12 protein-coding genes are annotated in these 16,893 nt (G+C 67.2%); 5 read left to right on the forward strand and 7 right to left on the reverse strand.

The features are described from left to right. Positions 1-3 precede the first annotated feature (3 nt). The 4 genes from JYP50_RS07150 (at position 4) to JYP50_RS21965 (ending at position 5,346) form a co-directional block, all read left to right on the forward strand. Positions 4-786 (forward strand): acetoacetate decarboxylase family protein, encoded by a 783-nt coding sequence (locus JYP50_RS07150; protein WP_206559811.1) that lies wholly within the window; start codon positions 4-6, stop codon positions 784-786. Positions 787-938: 152 nt separating this feature from the next. Then, entirely contained in the window at positions 939-2,114 is a 1,176-nt protein-coding gene (locus JYP50_RS22115; RefSeq protein ID WP_206559812.1) for a diguanylate cyclase, read from the forward strand. A 28-nt stretch (positions 2,115-2,142) separates the two neighbouring features. Further along, the gene (locus JYP50_RS07160; protein ID WP_206559813.1) at positions 2,143-3,351 is read left to right on the forward strand and encodes an iron-containing alcohol dehydrogenase; all 1,209 of its coding nucleotides are present in this window, start codon (positions 2,143-2,145) and stop codon (positions 3,349-3,351) included. A gap of 231 nt (positions 3,352-3,582) precedes the next feature. Further along, positions 3,583-5,346 (forward strand): methyl-accepting chemotaxis protein, encoded by a 1,764-nt coding sequence (locus JYP50_RS21965; protein ID WP_206559814.1) that lies wholly within the window; start codon positions 3,583-3,585, stop codon positions 5,344-5,346. A 37-nt stretch (positions 5,347-5,383) separates the two neighbouring features. On the opposite strand, the gene edd is transcribed toward JYP50_RS21965, so the two are convergent. From edd to JYP50_RS07185, 4 genes are all read right to left on the reverse strand, one after another. Next, positions 5,384-7,189 carry a phosphogluconate dehydratase gene (gene edd, locus JYP50_RS07170; RefSeq protein WP_241262943.1) on the reverse strand — a complete coding sequence of 602 codons (1,806 nt, stop codon included), beginning with the start codon at positions 7,187-7,189 and terminating at the stop codon, positions 5,384-5,386. An 8-nt stretch (positions 7,190-7,197) separates the two neighbouring features. Further along, positions 7,198-7,911: a 6-phosphogluconolactonase gene (pgl, locus tag JYP50_RS07175; RefSeq protein WP_206559816.1), complete on the reverse strand. Its 714-nt coding sequence runs from the start codon at positions 7,909-7,911 to the stop codon at positions 7,198-7,200. Beyond that, positions 7,904-9,358 (reverse strand): glucose-6-phosphate dehydrogenase, encoded by a 1,455-nt coding sequence (gene zwf / locus JYP50_RS07180; RefSeq protein WP_206559817.1) that lies wholly within the window; start codon positions 9,356-9,358, stop codon positions 7,904-7,906. The genes pgl and zwf overlap by 8 nt, the downstream gene beginning before the upstream one ends. A gap of 178 nt (positions 9,359-9,536) precedes the next feature. Next, entirely contained in the window at positions 9,537-9,899 is a 363-nt protein-coding gene (locus JYP50_RS07185) for a transmembrane 220 family protein (RefSeq protein ID WP_206559818.1), read from the reverse strand. 54 nt (positions 9,900-9,953) lie between these two features. Here JYP50_RS07185 and JYP50_RS07190 point away from each other — a divergent pair, with 54 nt between their 5' ends. After that, positions 9,954-11,852 (forward strand): TonB-dependent receptor plug domain-containing protein, encoded by a 1,899-nt coding sequence (locus tag JYP50_RS07190; protein WP_206559819.1) that lies wholly within the window; start codon positions 9,954-9,956, stop codon positions 11,850-11,852. Here JYP50_RS07190 and JYP50_RS07195 read toward each other — a convergent pair. The 3 genes from JYP50_RS07195 to JYP50_RS07205 all read right to left on the reverse strand — a co-directional run bounded on the left by JYP50_RS07195 (position 11,849) and on the right by JYP50_RS07205 (position 16,885). Beyond that, entirely contained in the window at positions 11,849-13,966 is a 2,118-nt protein-coding gene (locus JYP50_RS07195) for a putative bifunctional diguanylate cyclase/phosphodiesterase (protein ID WP_206559820.1), read from the reverse strand. The two genes, JYP50_RS07190 and JYP50_RS07195, sit on opposite strands and share 4 nt — an antisense overlap. A 154-nt stretch (positions 13,967-14,120) precedes the next feature. Beyond that, positions 14,121-15,197: an MBL fold metallo-hydrolase gene (locus JYP50_RS07200; RefSeq protein ID WP_206559821.1), complete on the reverse strand. Its 1,077-nt coding sequence runs from the start codon at positions 15,195-15,197 to the stop codon at positions 14,121-14,123. A 110-nt stretch (positions 15,198-15,307) separates the two neighbouring features. Further along, the gene (locus tag JYP50_RS07205; protein ID WP_206559822.1) at positions 15,308-16,885 is read right to left on the reverse strand and encodes an AMP-binding protein; all 1,578 of its coding nucleotides are present in this window, start codon (positions 16,883-16,885) and stop codon (positions 15,308-15,310) included. Positions 16,886-16,893 lie beyond the last annotated feature (8 nt).

A 16,893-nucleotide genomic window follows, 5' to 3' on the forward strand; every position in this document is an offset into this window, starting at 1 on the left:
CGAATGAGCAACGAATCCAACGCACCCCAAGGCAACCCCGGCGACATCGTCAACTGGCCGATGTTGAAGATCGTCTACCGCACCGACCCGGACAAGATCGCGGCGCTGCTGCCGCCGGGCATCGAGCCGGGGGCGAAGCCCAACGTGAACCTGACGATCTACAATTTCCCGGTGCCCGACGAGCCGGAGTTCGGCATCGTGACCACGGTGGACGCCAACTACAACGGCATCGCCGGGGAGTACACGCTGGGTTACGGGATCGACCAGGAGTCGGCGATTTTTATCAGCCAGGAGACCAACGGCCAGCCGAAGTATCCCTGCACCACGGAGTACTATCGCCTGGGGCCGCAGGTGACGGCGCGCTGTACCCACCAGGGTTATACCTTCGTGGAGTTCAAGGGTGTCTCGTCGGGTGAGAACGCGCCGATGGACGAGTGGGAACAGCACGAGTGGTGGATCAAGGTGTCCCGCGCCACCGGGGTGATGCCGGATCCGGCAGCGGGCTATGATTTTCCGCCCCACGTGGTGCACGTGCGCAGCAAGTACGGCACGGCCTGGCGCGAGGCGGTGCAGGGTGAGCTGGTGCTGCGCGACAGCCCCTGGGACCCGCTGGCCTCGCGCCTGCCGATGCGCGAGCAGGTGTCGGCCCACCTGTGGTGGCCGATATTCCTGGACCGCGAGATCAAGCTGGCGGGCAAGCTGGACCCGGAGGGTTTCATGCCCTTCGCCGATACCATCTCCGGCTCGCGCTGGCCGGGCAGCAACGGCGGCCCGCAACGCGGCTGAGGGGGAGAGCGCCGCGCGCTGGCCGGCGCGCGTTCTGGCGTTCTCATTTGGTATTCTGTCAGGCTGTTAGCGGTTGAACACGGCCCGCGCGTAGGTAATGATGCACCCCATAATAACCAGCGGGTGTTTTATTCCATTAAGTTATGGGCTCGGTGATCAATTATTTGCTGGCATCCCTGGTGGTGATCAGCGCGGTACTGTCGGGGGCCTGTTTCCTCGGCTATCGCCTGTTCGAGCGCCCTCGCCACGCGCTGATGTGGGCCCTCACCTTCGCGCTGGTGGCGCTGCAGTACAGTGTCAATCTGCTACGTGATTATATACCGACGGAGGCCGTGTTCTGGCAGAGCGCTAACATGCTGGCCTTCGCCGCGTCGCTGTTCGCGCTGTGGGGGCATCGCGACCGCTTGGGGCTGGAGACGCGGCGGCGGCGCCTGACGCTGGCATTCCTGGTCCTGTCGCTGCTTTCCGCGGTGTTCGTTTATTGGTATCCGACGCTGGGCTTGCGCGCTGCGATCGCCCCCGCCTTCACCTTCCTGGCGATGACCCATATCGCGGTGATCCTGGTGCGCGAGGGCAAGGAGCCCCGGCTCGCTCAGGCGGTGGCGGCGGTGGTGCACCTGCTGTTCGGACTGACCCAGGGGCTGGCGGCGGCGATTGCCTTGCGGCTCGGCCAGGGCCCGGAGCCGGAACTGGTCAAGCTCTACAGCGCGGTGAATTTTGCCTTCATGCCGACCCTGTTTATCGCCCTGGGTATTTCGGCGATCTTCCTGCTGGCCACCGACCTGTCCCAGCGCCTGGGTACGATGGCGCTGCGCGACGTGCTCACCGGCCTGTACAACCGGCGCGGTTTTCTCGCCGCCACCGAGAGCCTGTGGGCGCGCTGCCGGCGCAAGGAGCAGCCCCTGTCCCTGATGTTGGTGGATATCGATTACTTCAAGCGCATCAATGACCGCTACGGTCATTCCTTCGGTGATCGCGCCCTGCAACACTTTGCGCAAATCCTCAGGGATTCGATTCGCGCCGAGGACGCCCTGGGCCGTATCGGCGGCGAGGAGTTCGCGGTGACCCTGGGTGAGATGACCAGTGGCGAGGCGGAGCGGGTGGCCAATCGCATTCGCGACCTGCTCGCGACGCGGCGCCTGGTCTGCGGCCGCCACGAAGTGTTTCTCAAGGCGAGTTTCGGTATCGCCCAGTGGGAGGAGAAGGATGATATCGCCATTCTGATCAAGCGCGCCGATATCGCGCTTTACGAGGCCAAGGCCTCTGGCCGCGACGCCATTATGATCTCCGGTCGTCGCGGCCTGGTGGGGATGGCGTCAAACGGCTGAATATTCACAATAAGACCTGGAGTGTTGTATGTCCCCGTTTTTGCGCAACCTGAAACACAAATCCTTTATCGCCCTGGCGAAGTTCATGGTGAATTTCGCTCCCTCTGCCAGTTACATGGCTTTCGCCGGCAGGGGCAGCGCGGCGCAGCTGGCGCGGCATATCGTGCGCACCGGCGTTCGCCGGGTGCTGGTGGTAACCGACAAACCCCTGCGGGAGCTGGGCCTGGTGGACCGGGTGGTGGAGGGGCTGGTCGCGGCGGGGGTCGATGTCGCCTACTACGACGGGGTGCAGCCCGACCCGACCTTTGACCAGGTCGCCGCGGGCGCCGAGGTGCTGCGGACCCACGGCAGCGAGGCGGTGCTGGCGGTGGGGGGCGGTTCGTCCATCGATGCCGCCAAGATCATCGCCGCTTCCGCCACCAGCGCCGAGAATCCGAAAGACTGGGTCGGCTTTGGCAAGGTGAAGCACGAGGTACTGCCGTTGTACGCGGTGCCCACCACTTCCGGCACCGGTTCCGAGGCGACCATGGGCGCGGTGATTTCCGACAGTGTCAGCCACGAAAAGGGCATAATTTCCGGGTCATCCCTGCTGCCGGCGGCCGCGGCCCTGGACCCGGAACTGATCACTGGCCTGCCGGCGCCGATCACCGCCGCCACCGGCATGGACGCGCTGACCCACGGTATCGAGGCGTATATTTGCACCTGGGATCGCGGCACCCGGCTGGAGCATTCGCGCGCCGCGATCAGGCTGGTGTTCGAGCATTTGCGGACGGCCTGCGCCGACGGCGGCAACCTCGAGGCCCGGGAGGGCATGTCGATGGCGGCGTACTACGCGGGTATCGCCATCAACCAGGTGAACGTGGGCAATGTGCACGCCATCGCCCATCAGTTGGGGGGCAAATACGGCATACCTCACGGCCTGGCCAACGCCATGGTGCTGCCTCACGTACTGGAGTTCTGCCGCGAGGAGGCCCGGCCGCGGCTGGCGGAGCTGGCCCTGTTGGTGGGTGTCGGTTCGCCCGGCGCCAGCGAGGCGCAACTGGCCCAGTCCTTCATCGACGCGGTGCGCGACCTGCGCAGCGCGGTGGGCATCCCCGAGCGCTCGGACAAAATCCAGGCCGGCGACTACGACTACCTTTGCGACCTGGCCCTGGCCGAGTGCGAGTCCTACCCGGTGCCGCGCCTGCTGGACCGGGAAAACACCCTGGCCATCCTGGCCAATATCACCGCGTCCTAGGCCCTCTCCCGGCACGTCGTCTCCCTCCCGCAAAAGCCCGTGGCCGAGCGCGGCCGGTCACGGGTACGCCGCCGCCGTGCACGGTGGCAATCCTGCGTTCCTCTCTCGGCGTAGTGATAGCTAAGACTATTATATAAGCGTTTTCCCGCGATTGGCCTAAAGGCCGCGAAGCGTGGGGCCGATACCTCCGGAGCCACGTTGGCCCCCCCAAGTGAACCAGAGGTTGCTTCGATGAATCGCGCACGCCCCCGCAAAGGCTTCCAATTCAGTCTACAGTCCAAGGTATTGTTGCTTGCCCTCGCGCCCTTGCTGTTGGTCACCATAGCCCTGGTGACGCTGTCCGCCGTGGAGCGGGCCCGCGACACCGAAGCGTCCCTGGCGGCCCAGCGCGAGCTGCTGATCGCCACCAAGGTCAAGGGGCTCGAGTATCTCATTACCGCCGCCAAGACCGCCGTCAACGAGTTGATGGAAGATCCGGAACTGGACCCGGAGCAGGCCCGGGAGCAGGCCCGGGATATGCTTCGCAGCATGCGTTTCGAAGGCAGCAACTACATCTTTACCTACTCCTACGACCACTTTGGGGTGGTGATGCCGGATGATCCGCCGGCCGAAGGCAAGGACATCAGCGACCTGCAAACCGTCGACGGCATGTACCTGGTCAAGGAAATTGTGCGCCTGGGTCGCGAAGGCGGTGGAGAAATCAATTATCGCCTGGTAAATCTCAATACCGGCGAGATCGAGCAAAAATACTCCTACATCGCCGCGATACCGGAGTGGGAGTGGGTGCTGGGCGCCGGTGTCTATGTCACCGAGATCGACAAAGCGATGGCCGACGTGGAAGCGGTGGCGGCGCAAAACCTGCGTTTCTCCATCATGACCACGGTGGCCGCGGGCCTGATCAGTTTTGTGGTGGTGGCCTTCATCGCCGCGTGGCTGGCGCGCCGCACGGTGCGCCCGATCCGCGATACCGCGCAGGCCATGGAGGACATCGCCAAGGGCGAGGGCGACCTGACCCGGCGGCTGGCGGTGCACACCCGCGACGAGGTGGGCGAGCTGGCCAAGCAGTTCAACGCCTTCGTGGAGCGCATGCAGGAAACCCTGGTGCAGGTGCGCGGCAGCACCCGCCACGTGCACCGGGCGGCGGAGGAAATCGCCCACGGCAGCGGCGAACTGGCCTCGCGCACCGAGCAGGCCGCGGCCAACCTGCAGGAGACCTCCACCTCCATGGAGGAGATCACGGTTACCGTGAAGAACACCAGCGACTCGGCACAGCAGGCCAACCAGCTGGCCAGTGACACGGTATCGGTGGCGCGCAACGGCGAGCAGGCCATGGCCCAGGTGGAGAGCACCATGGGCGATATCAGTCGCTCCGCCGGCCAGATCGGCGAGATTATCGGCCTGATCGACGGCATCGCCTTCCAGACCAATATTCTCGCCCTCAACGCCTCGGTCGAGGCCGCGCGCGCGGGTGAGCACGGTCGTGGCTTCGCCGTGGTGGCCCAGGAGGTGCGCACCCTGGCGAGCCGTTCCGCCGACGCCGCGCGCGACATCCGCCAGCTGATCGATACCTCGGTGCGTCACACCGAGGAGGGCAGCGACATGGTGCGCCAGGCCGGCGACACCATGCGCGAAATCGTCGGCAGTGTCACCCGCGTGACCGATGTGATCGGTGAAATCAGCTGTGGTACCCGCGAGCAGAGCGGCGGCATCGGCCAGATCAACACCGCGGTGGCCGAGCTGGATTCGGTCACCCAGCAAAACGCGGAAATGGTGCAACAGACCTCCACCGCCGCCGCCGAGATGCGCGTGCACGCCGATCGCCTGAGCCAGCTCATCAACTCCTTCGTGCTCGGGGATGACGGTGACAAGGGCGAGCCGCGGGCGGCGCCCGCCCCGGTGGCCTCACTGGAGGGCTACCGCAAGCAGCCCGCGGCGACGGCGGCGACAGCGGCGCGCGAAACCCCCGAGCGGGAAGAGGAATGGGCGGCTTTCTAGCCGCCCGCGAACGACCGGGCGCGCCGCGCGGGCCTGGCTAGAAGACGGTGGCCCCAGCCTCCGCCCCGCTCACCGCGCGGCGCATAAAGGCGAACAGCTCGCGGCCGGTGCCGTAGTCGCTGTGGTGCCCCGGGCGCGGGGACAGTGAGCGCTCGCGCCACTCGTCGGCGGGCACCAGCGCGTCCAGCGCGCCGCTGTCGGCATCCAGGCGAATCACGTCGCCGTCGCGGATTTTGGCGATGGGGCCATCCTCCAGGGCCTCGGGGCTGAGGTGAATGGCCGCCGGCACCTTGCCGGACGCCCCGGACATGCGCCCGTCGGTCACCAGGGCCACCTGGTGGCCGCGGTCCTGCAATACGCCCAGGTAGGGGGTGAGCTTGTGCAGCTCCGGCATGCCGTTGGCGCGGGGCCCCTGGAAGCGCACCACCGCCACCACGTCGCAATCCAGCTCGCCGGCCTCGAAGGCGGCGCGCAGTTCCTCCTGCTCGCTGAACACCCGCGCCGGGGCCTCCACCACGCGGTGCTCGGCGGCCACCGCCGATACCTTGATCACGCTGCGCCCCAGATTGCCCTCCAGCAGGCGCAGGCCGCCCTCGGCGGCGAACGGCGCGTCGGCGGGGCGCAGTACCTCGGTATCCGCGCTTGCCGAAGCCCCCTCCACATGGGACAGCCGGCCCTGGGCCAGTCGCGCCTCGCGGGTGTAGTGGCGCAGGCCCTCGCCCCAGACCGTGGTCACGTCCTCGTGCAACAGGCCGTTGTCCAGCAGGGTGCGAATGGCGAAGGCGGTGCCGCCGGCGGCGTGGAAGTGGTTCACGTCGGCGCTGCCGTTGGGGTAGACCCGGGCGATCAGCGGGGTGATGGCGGAGAGCTCGCTGAAGTCCTGCCAGTCGACGATGATGCCGGCGGTCCGTGCCACGGCAATCCAGTGAATGGCGTGGTTGGTGGAACCCCCGGTGGCCAGCAGGGCGACGATGGCGTTGACGATGCATTTCTCGTCCACCACCTTGGCCATCGGCGTATACGCGTTGCCCAGGGCGGTGATCTTGCACAGCCGCTCCGCGGCGGCCACCGTCAACTGCTCGCGCAGGGCGGTGCCGGGGTTTTCGAAGGCCGCCCCCGGTACGTGCAGGCCCATTACCTCCATCAGCATCTGGTTGCTGTTGGCGGTGCCGTAGAAGGTGCAGGTGCCCTCGCCGTGGTAGGCCTGCGATTCGGCCTCCAGCAATTCTTCGCGGCCCACCTTGCCCTCGGCGTAGAGCTGGCGCACGGCCGCCTTCTCCTTGTTGGACAGCCCCGAGGTCATGGGGCCGGCGGGTGCAAAGATCACCGGCAGGTGGCCGAAGCTCAGGGCGCCGATCAGCAGCCCCGGCACGATCTTGTCACAGACCCCGAGGCACAGGGCGCCGTCGAACATATTGTGCGACAGGGCGATGGCGGTGGCGCCGGCGATAATATCGCGGCTGAACAGGCTCAATTCCATGCCCGCGGTGCCCTGGGTCACGCCGTCACACATCGCCGGTACGCCGCCGGCGACCTGGGCGGTACAGCCCACCGCGTGGGCGGCGCGCTTGATCAGGTCCGGGAATTCACCCAGGGGCTGGTGGGCCGAGAGCATGTCGTTGTAGGCGTTGACGATGCCGATATTGGCCGCCTCGGTGAGTTTCAGGCTCTGTTTGTCCTGTTCGCCGCAGGCGGCGAAGCCGTGGGCGAGGTTGCTGCAGGACAGGCCGCCGCGCAGGGGACCGTCGCCGCGCATTTCGTCCATGCGCTGCAGGTAGGCCTGCCGCGAATTGGCGCTGCGCTCGATAATGCGCCGGGTAATCGTGTCGAGTTGCTTGTTCATTACGGTCGTCATTGCGGGGCCCACCAAATGCTTACGGGGGGTTGGGTTTGCTGCAGGATGGCGGCGATGGGGTAGCCGCGGGCGATGGCTTCGCCGAGCACGGCTTTTTTCTCGTCGCCGGTGATGTGCACGATGATCTCGCCGCTGGCGAGCACTGCGGGCAGGGTGAGGGTCATGCGCGCGTGGGGCGCGGTGACCGGCTCGGTCGCCGCCACCAGGTCGGTGCCGCGGCTATCCAGCAGGCGGTGGAGGTTGGCCGCCTGGGGAAACCACGACGCGGTGTGGCCGTCGCCGCCCATGCCCAATACCACCGCGGTGAAGGGGCGCGGCAGGGCCGCGACGCGCGCGTTGGCCTCGCCCTCGCCCTCGGTGGCCCGGGGGTGGGGGGTCTTGAGGCCCGCCAGGCGCGCCGTGGCGGCGGCGTTTTGCAGCAGGTTGTCGCGCAGCAGGCGCTCGTTGGAATCGGCGTGGCCGCTGTCGACCCAGCGCTCGTCGACCAGGGTCAGGGCGACCTCGGTCCAGGGCAGCTGCTCACGCGAGAGCGCCCGGAACATCGCTTGCGGCGTGTTGCCCCCGGACAGGGCCAGGCTGCCCGCGCCGCGCCGTGCGATGTCGGCGCGCAGGGCCCCGGCCAGGTGGGCGGCCAGGGCGGCATCGAGTTCGGCGCTGCTGTCGAAGCTGCGCCAGCACGGCTTGCTATCGCTTGTGGTTGGCTCACTCATACCAGTTCCTGTCGTCGCGCGCGGTGAGGGCGGTGGCGGCATTCGGGCCCATGGTGCCTGAATTATAGGGTTTCACCGGCATCCCGGTTTCCTCCCAGGCACCGATGATGGTGTCGATCCAGCGCCAGGCGGTCTCCACCTCGTCGCGGCGCATGAACAGGGTCTGGTCGCCGTTGACGGCGTCCAGCAGCAGGCGCTCGTAGGCGTCGTAGCTGTCGCCCTTGTGGTTGGAGTCGGCGGTCAGGTGCAGCTCCACCGGCTGCAGGCGCAGGTTGCGGGTCAGGCCGGGTTTCTTGTTCAGGGTGTGCAGGCTGATGGTCTCGTCCGGCTGCAGGCGGATCACCAGCTTGTTGGTCAGCTCGTTGGGGTCGTTGGCGAACAGCGAAAAGGGCTGTTTCTTGAATTCGATAACGATCTCCGAGTAGCGGCGGCTCAGGCGCTTGCCGGTGCGCAGGTAGAAGGGCACCCCGGCCCAGCGCCAGTTGTTGATCAGCGCCTTGATGGCGACAAAGGTCTCGGTGCCCTCGGCGTCCCGGTATTCGGCCTCCTCCAGGAAGCCCTTCACCGCCTGCCCGCCCACGGCGCCGGCGTCGTAGCGGCCGCGCACGGTGCGCTCCTTGACGTTGCTGGCGGTGATCGGTTCCAGGCAGCGCAGTACCTTCATTTTCTCGTCGCGGATGTCGGCGGCGTCCAGGCTGGCCGGCGGTTCCATGGCCACGATGGACAGCACCTGCAGCAGGTGATTCTGCACCATGTCCCGCAGCGCCCCGGTCTTGGCGTAGTAGCCGCCGCGGCCCTCCACGCCGATCTCCTCGGCCACGGTGATCTGCACGTTGTCGACGAAGGTGTTCTTCCACACCGGGTGTAGCAGGGGGTTGCCGAAGCGCACCGCGAGCAGGTTCTGCACCGTTTCCTTGCCCAGGTAGTGGTCGATGCGGAAGGTGGCTTCCTCGGCGAACACCGCGGCCACCTCCTCGTTGATGGCGCGGCAGGAGGCGAGGTCGTGGCCCAGGGGTTTTTCCAGCACCACGCGGCTGTGCGTGTTGGCGGCGCCGGTATTCTTCAGCTGCGCGCAGATCGCGCCGTACAGGGAGGGCAGGGTGGCCAGGTAGAACAGGCGCACCGGCGCGTCGCCCGCGTCCAGCAGCTGCGCCAGTTGCCGGTAGTCGTTGTCATCGTCGGCCTCCACCTTGACGTAGTGGAGGGTGTCGCGGAAATGCTCCCAGATCGCGCCGTCCCACTGGTCCCGGGGCAGGAAGCGCTCCAGGTTGGCGTGGGCTTCGCTGCGAAAGCTGTCGGTGTCCAGCTCGCCGCGGCCGGTGGCGATGATGCGCCGCAGCCGGTCGGCGAGACCGTGGCGGTGCAACTGGTAGAGGGCGGGCAGTAGTTTGCGGGTAGAGAGGTCCCCGGTGCCACCAAAGATCACCAAATCGACCATCTGACTCATACACGTCATTCCTCAACAGGGGGTGAGTAAAGGGCGTTGTGTGTCACTCCCGTTTGCGGGTGCATCCGGGTCGTCTGGCGGTGATTCGGTCCGCGGCATTCTGGTGTACCGCTGTAACGCGGGTCATCTTAGCAGAGATCGGCGGCACTTGGCGATTGCGCGGCCCTTGCCCGGCGCCTCATCGCTGGCGGCGGTGTTGTCGAATCAGTAGAATGCCCGACCAGAACGCCACCAGTAACAGGCCACCGGTTTCGCGACCCCGCTCGACCGCCGCGGTGCGCATGTGCATCGAAGACACCAGGTCGCGCCACTGAACCTGGCCGACGACCTCCGGCAGCAGGAGCCCCGCCCAGGCCAGGCTGGCCACCAGCAATACGCCGGGCAGCCAGGGGAGGCGCGGTCCGGCAAATTGACTGACGCACATCGCGGCCGCGCAGAGGTAGGTCACGCCCCAGAGCAGGCCGTCCGGGTCGTTGTACTGGACACCCGCCGACAGCAGGAAAGCCAGTGTGAACAGGGCGTTACATAAAGAAAAAACCATGTGAATGGAATCCCAAGCCCAATGGGCCGCCGACAAGGAAGAAGCGAGTACATTATGCCGAGCAAAGTCCTGTGGAACATCCCGCTGTCACTGGCAGTGATCTGCGCCGCGCCCGCGATGGCCGGGGAGGCGGCGGGACTGGAGACTACCCTGGTGACCGGGACCTACAGTCCACTGGCCGCGGAGCAGCTGGTTTCCTCGGTGTCGGTGCTGGACGCGGGTGAACTGGCGCAGCTCAACAAGCGCAACCTGGGGGATGTGCTGCGCACCGTGCCCGGCCTGCTGGTGGAGGAACAGGGGGGCCCCGGCGGACTCACCGTGGTTTCGGTGCGCGGCGGCGAGCCCAACTTCACCCAGGTGTTGCTCGACGGGGTGCCGCTGAACGACCCCACCAACTCCCGCGGCGGCAGCTATGACTTCGGCAATATCGACATCGCCGGTATCGAGCGCATCGAGGTGGTGCGCGGACCGCAGTCGGTGGTTTACGGCTCCGACGCCCTGGCCGGCGTGATCAACCTGATCAGTCGCGACCCGGGGCAGGCGGGAGCCCCGACCCTGCGGCTGGCCGCCGGCGAGCGCGGCTTCCGGGACTACCGCCTGTCGGCGGCGGGCGAGCTCGACACCCTGTCGGCGGCGGTGACGCTGGGCCGCCGCGAGAGCGGCGAGCAGGTCGCGGGCAGCACGCGCGACAACGACAGCGCCAACCTGCGCCTGGCCTGGACACCCGGCGAGCGGCACCGCGTCAGCGCCGGCTACCGCTACCTGGACGGCGAGCGCGGCGCCTACCCGGAGCAGAGCGGGGGGCCCCTGCTGGCCACCACCGATGCCCTGGATACCAGCGACTACACTGACGAGACCCTGTCCCTGGCCTGGGACGCGGACTGGGCCGGGCACTGGCACAGTCGCGTCGCCGCCAGCCGCTTCGAGCACGAAGAGTCCTTCGTCTCGCCGGGCGTCGCCCCCTACGCCGCGGTGCCGCCCAACGCCGCCGACACCGAGTTCCGGCGCGACCTGCTGAGCTGGGTGAACACGCTGGTCCCCGCGGCAGGTTACCGGCTCAATTTGGGCTTCGACTATCGCGACGAGGCCGGCGACAGCGCCGGCTACTTGGACTACGGCTTTGCGCTGCCGGTCAATTTCGAGCTCGACCGTCAGACCGCCGGCGCCTTCGTCGACCTGCACGCCACGCCCCTGGAGTCCCTGGTGTTGCAGGCCAGTGTGCGCCGCGATGAACCGGATGACTACGCGGGCGAGACCACGACGCGCCTGGGCCTGCGCTACCAGTTCCATGCCGGACTGGCCCTGCTCGCCAACTGGGGCGAGGCCTTCAAGCTGCCGAGTTTCTTTGCTCTCGGCCATCCCCTGGTGGGCAACCCCGGCCTGGAACCGGAAACCGGCGAAGGCTGGGATCTGGGGCTCCAGTGGCGCCCGTCGCCGGCGCTGGAGCTGGGTGTCACCGGCTTTTTCAATCGCTATCGCAACCTGGTGGATTTCGATCCCGAGGCCTTCGTCAACGTCAACCGGCGCGAAGTGGAGAGTCGCGGTAGCGAGTGGCAGTTGCACTGGACGCCCGCCGAAACCCTGTCGCTGCACGCGCAGGTGACCCACACCGACCTGGAGGTGGTCGGCGAGGACGTCGAACTTCTGGGGCGCCCCGAGTGGAAAGCGGGAGCCTGGTTGGCCTGGCGGTTGCGGCCGCGCTGGCACAGCACCCTCGACTACCAGTGGACCGGCGAGGCCGCGGCGGCCTCCCTGCACAGCGGCGCGACCGTGGTGTCGGAGTTGCCGGACTACCACCGCCTGGACTGGAACCTGCGCTGGCAGGCCCGGGACAACCTGGGGTTGGAGCTGGGCGTGGACAATCTGCTGGACGAGGATTATCTGACCGGTGTCGGCTTCCCGGCCCCGGGCCGCACCCTGCGTGTGGCCGTGACCCTGGGGCTTGGAGTCTAGTCGGCGATATCGACCTCGGCGTCCGCGGTCGCGGTCGGCGATGGCGCGGCGGCGTGCAGGCCGAGGAGGTTTTCCAGATCGGCCACCCCCAGGGGCTTGCTGTACAGGTAGCCCTGGTACTGGTTGCCCTTCAGGTTGCGGATGAACTCGAGCTGTTCGTCGGTTTCGACACCCTCGGCCACCACCTCCAGGTTGAGCGATTGGGCCAGCATGAACATGGCTTTCACGATGGCCGCGTCCTGGAAGTCGGACGCCACGCCGGCGGTGAAGGAGCGGTCCACCTTGAGGCGGCTGATGGGAAAGCGCTTGAGTTGTGACAGGTTGGAGTAGCCGGTTCCGAAATCGTCGATGGACAGGCTGATTCCCAGGCGGCTCAGGCGGTTCAGGATGCGCAGGGCGTTGTCGGGGTCGTGCATGATCGCGGTTTCGGTCAGCTCGAATTCGAGGTAGCCCGGCGGCAGCCCGGTTTCGTTCAGCACCTCTTCCACCACGGTCACGAAGTGCTTGTGGTTCAACTGGATGGCGGAGACGTTGACCGCGATCGGCAGTCGGGGCAGCCCGCGCGCGTGCCAGTCCTGCATCTGCCGGCAGGCGCTACTCAGCACCCATTCGCCAATCGGCAGGATGAGCCCGGTGTCCTCGGCGATGGAGATGATCTCCTCGGGCCTGATCGTACCGAGTTCCTCGTCTTCCCAGCGCAACAGCGCCTCCAGTCCGGTCACTTCGCCGCTGATCACATCGACCTTCGGCTGGTAGGCGAGCGTCAGCCCGCCGTGTTCCATCGCCAGTCGCAGGCGCTGTTCCAGCAGGTTGCGTCGCGCGGCGACGGAACTCATGCCCCGCTCGTAGAACTGCAGGTTGTTCCGCCCCATGTCCTTGGCGTGGTACATGGCCGCGTCCGCGTGCACCATCAGGTCGTGGGGAGTGCTGCCGTCACCCGGATAGACGCTGATGCCGACACTGCAGGAGATGCGCACGATGTGGCCCTCGAGCTGGAAGGGCGTTCCCAGCGATTCGGTGACGCGCTTGGCCAGTGCCTCGCTCTCGGCGCGGGAGGTGCCCTCGGCGGTGACGATCATGAATTCGTCGCCGCCCACCCGCGAGATGGTGTCGCTGTCGCGGGTGGATGCCTTGAGCCGGGAAGCCACCAGCTTGAGCAGCAGATCGCCCACGTGGTGGCCCATCGAGTCGTTGACCGCCTTGAAGCGGTCCAGGTCGACGAACAGCACCGACAGGCTGCTGTCGTTGAGCTGCGCCCGCCGCAGCGCCTGTTCCAGCCGCTGCTCCATCAGCAGGCGGTTGGGCAGACGGGTCAGCGGATCGCGCGAGACCATGGATTTGAGCTCGCGGTTGGCGTGTTGCAGTGACTTCGCGAGGCGGGCGGTGCGGGAGGCCAGGTGGCTGTCGTACACCGCCATCAGCAGTGCCACCAGCATGACAGTGCTGGCAATCAGTGCGATGGCGATCGACAGCTGCGTCGGGGACAGCGCCGATTCCGTCATGATCATCGCCGCGGGATCGTAGTTGGCCGCGGCCATGCCGGTGTAGTGCATGCCGGTAATGCCCACTGCCATGACCACCGCGGCCAGGAGCCGCAGGCGGAAGCGGGGGCGGCGTTCGGCGGCGGTGGGGTTGAGGTGAAACGCGAGCCACAGGGCGGCGGTGGACGCCAGCACCGCAATGCCGACGGACAGTAAAAACAGCGAGGGTTTGTAGGTGATCGCCGAGTGGGTCAGCATCGCCTCCATGCCCAGATAGTGCATTAGGCAGACGCCGCCGCCCATCACGGCGCCGCCGGTGCCGAGGCGGGCTGCGGTGGCCCTGGGGCCGCAGGCCAGCAGCAGCGCCGCGCAGGAGGCGAAGACCGCGGCGACCATCGACACCAGGGTCATGGCGATGTCGTACTGCATGGCGCCGGCCATTTCCATGGCCAGCATGCCGATGAAATGCATCGACCAGATGCCGCAGCCCATGGCCAGCGCGCCCCCGCACAGCCAGACACCGCGCGCCCGGCCGGTGGTGGCGCGCAGGCGCCCGGCCAGATCCAGTGCCGTGAGTGAGGCCAATACCGCGACCGCGAAGGAGAGCGCGACCAGCCAGAAATCGTAGTTCATAACGTTGTTGCCAGCTGTTGAGTGGGCCCGGACGATCCGTGGCGGACTCGGGGTACACTGACCCCAATACGATATCGGCCGCGCCAGGCAGGGCTTTAGCAGGTTTCGGTGACCGCCGACGGCGCCGCGCCAGCGGTTCACGGGTGAGGGGAACTCAGTCGAACGCGGCGCACTCCGGCAGTTGCCGGTACCAGTTCACGCCCTGTTCGTCGGCCGCGCAGGTGGCCTGGCGGCGACGCAGCAGGCAGTTGAGGTGGGCCAGGGTTTCGCCGGTGGCCAGGCCGAAGTTGTGCCCTTCCAGTTTGCGGTTGAACAGGGCCGGGAAGCAGTCGACCACCCGGCGCGGCTCGGCGAGGTACTCGTACAGCGCGGCGAGATCGCGGTTGTGGGACTCGATGATCTGGGTCAGCCGGGTGTGCAGGCCGAAGAAGGGCGCCTCGTGGGCCGGCAGCACCAGCAGGTCGTCCGGCAGGATGGCCCGAATCCGGTTGCTGGAGGCCAGCCACTCGGACAGTGGGTCGCTGTGGGGTTCGTTGGGAAAGACGCTGACGTTCGGCGTGATCCGCGGCAGTACCTGGTCGCCGGAGATCAGTATCTTGCGCGCCGGGCAGTAGAGGCAGGCGTGTTCGGGGGAGTGCCCGCTGCCCACGATCACCTGCCAGTAGTGGCCGCCGATGGTCAGGGTCTCGCGATCCACCAGCCGCCGGTAACTGTCGGGCAGGGCGGACACCGCCTTGCCGAAGTTGCCGAACATCTGCCGGTAGACGTCCAGCTGTTCCTCGGTGTAGCCGGCGGCGCGGTAGAAGCGCAGCGCGACTTCCGGCGCCGGGCGGCCGGTGTCGCTCAACAGCGCGCGGCACATCATGAACTCGCCCCGGGTCATCCACAGCTCGCTGTCGAAACGGTCCACCAGCCAGCCCGCGAGACCGACGTGGTCGGGGTGCATGTGGGTGCAGATCACCCGGGTCACCGGCTTGCCGCCCATGAACCCGCTGAACAATTGCTCCCAGATTTCCCGGCTGCGGGACAGGTCCAGGCAGGTGTCCACGACCGTCCAGCCGTCGCCGTCCTCCAGCAGCCACAGGTTGATGTGGTCCAGGGACATGGGCATGGGGAAGCGCGCCCAGTAAACGCCGGGAGCCACTTCCTCCGGTACACCGGGGGCCGGGTCCACGCGCCGGCCCCAGGGGTAGTTCAGGCCGCGGTAGGTTTCAGGGGAGTCGGGGAGCATGGTGGAAATCTGCTATTGCGAGTGAACCGACTATGGTCGGTGTTGGCGCTGGCGATGTCTAGTGCCCCGTCAAGGTGATATTGCCGTATCACCTTGACGGGGTACCAGTGTCAGCCGACGCCGCGATCGACACCCTCCCAGTAGCTGGCGCGCACCGCTTTCTTGTCGGGTTTGCCCACCGGGGTTAGGGGGATGGCGTCCACGTAGTCGACGCTCTTGGGCGCCTGTACCGAACCCTTGGCGTCCTTGACCCGTCGGATCAGCGCGGAGGTCAGCTCGTCGGAGGCCCGCGCGTCCGGTTTCAGTACCACCACCGCTTTCACCGCCTCGCCCCAGCGCTCGTCGGGCACGCCCACCACCACCACCTGGGCCACTGCCTCGTGGGTGGCGAGCACGTCCTCCACTTCCCGCGGGAAGACGTTGAAGCCGCCGCTGACAATCATGTCCTTGGTGCGGTCCACGATGTACAGAAAACCGTCCTCGTCCAGGCGCCCCACGTCGCCGGTGTGCAGCCAGCCGCCGGCGAAGGCCTCGGCAGTCTGCTCCGGCAAATCCTTGTAGCCCTTCATCAACAGCGGGCCGCGCACGCAGATCTCGCCGGGCTCGCCGGGCTCGACGGGATTGCCCTCGCCGTCGAGCAGCGCCAGGTGAATCCAGGGCGAGGGCCGGCCGCAGGAGGCCAGCCGCTCCGGCCGGGCGAGATCGTGGTCGGCCTTGCGCATGTTGGCGATGACCATGGGGGCCTCGGACTGGCCGAAGAATTGATAGAAGACCTGCCCCCACTTCTCGATGCCCTCCCGCAGGCGGGCAGGGCTCATGGGGGAGGCGCCGTAGAAGATCGTTTCCATGCTGCTCATGTCGGCGCTGGCCGCGCGCGGCGAATCCAGCAGGAAGTACAGCATCACCGGCACCAGCATGGTGGCGGTGATGCGGTGTTGCTCCACCATGTCGAAGAAGGCGTCCGGCGAGAAGCCCTGCATGACATAGAACGCGCCGCCCTTTTGCAGTACCGGGATGAAAAAGGCCGCCGCGGCATGGGAGAGCGGCGTGGCGATCAGCATGCGCAGCTCTTCGGGGAACTCCCACTCCGCCATCTGGATCTGGGTCATGTAGGCGGTGGTGCGGTAGGCGCTCATGACACCCTTGGGCCTGCCGGTGGTGCCGCCAGTAAAGTTGACCGAGGCGGTGTCTTCCGGGTCCACCTCCGGCGCCACCAGGGCCTGGGGTGTGAAGGTGGCCGCCAGCGCCAGGTAGTCCTCGCCCTGTGTCGAGGGGCCGAAGGACAGCAGCTGCAGCCGTGGCAGCCGCGCTTGCAGCGCCGCCGCCACCTCCTCGAAAGCGCTGGGGTCGAACACCAGGGCGTCGACTTCCGCCGCCTCCAGCACGTAGGCGTGATCGTCCAGGGAGCCCAGAGGGTGCAGGGGCGTGCCGATGCAGCCGGCCAGCTGCATGGCGGCGATGTTGGACAGTACCTCCGGGCGGTTGCCGGAGATCACCGCCACGCGGCTGCCCCGGTGCAGGCCCCGGGACTGCAGGGCCTGTACCAGCTGGCTGGTTTGCTCGCGGACCTCCCGGTAGCTGGCCACCTTGTCGCCCAGGAACAGGCAGGGCTCGTCGTTGTAGCGGTTGAGCCCCTCCACCAGCAGGTGGGGCATGAGGGGAGGGTGGTACAGGGCGCTGTCGTTCATGGTGGTTC

It is taken from the genome of Parahaliea mediterranea (assembly GCF_017255185.1).
Lineage (GTDB): Bacteria > Pseudomonadota > Gammaproteobacteria > Pseudomonadales > Halieaceae > JAFKCZ01.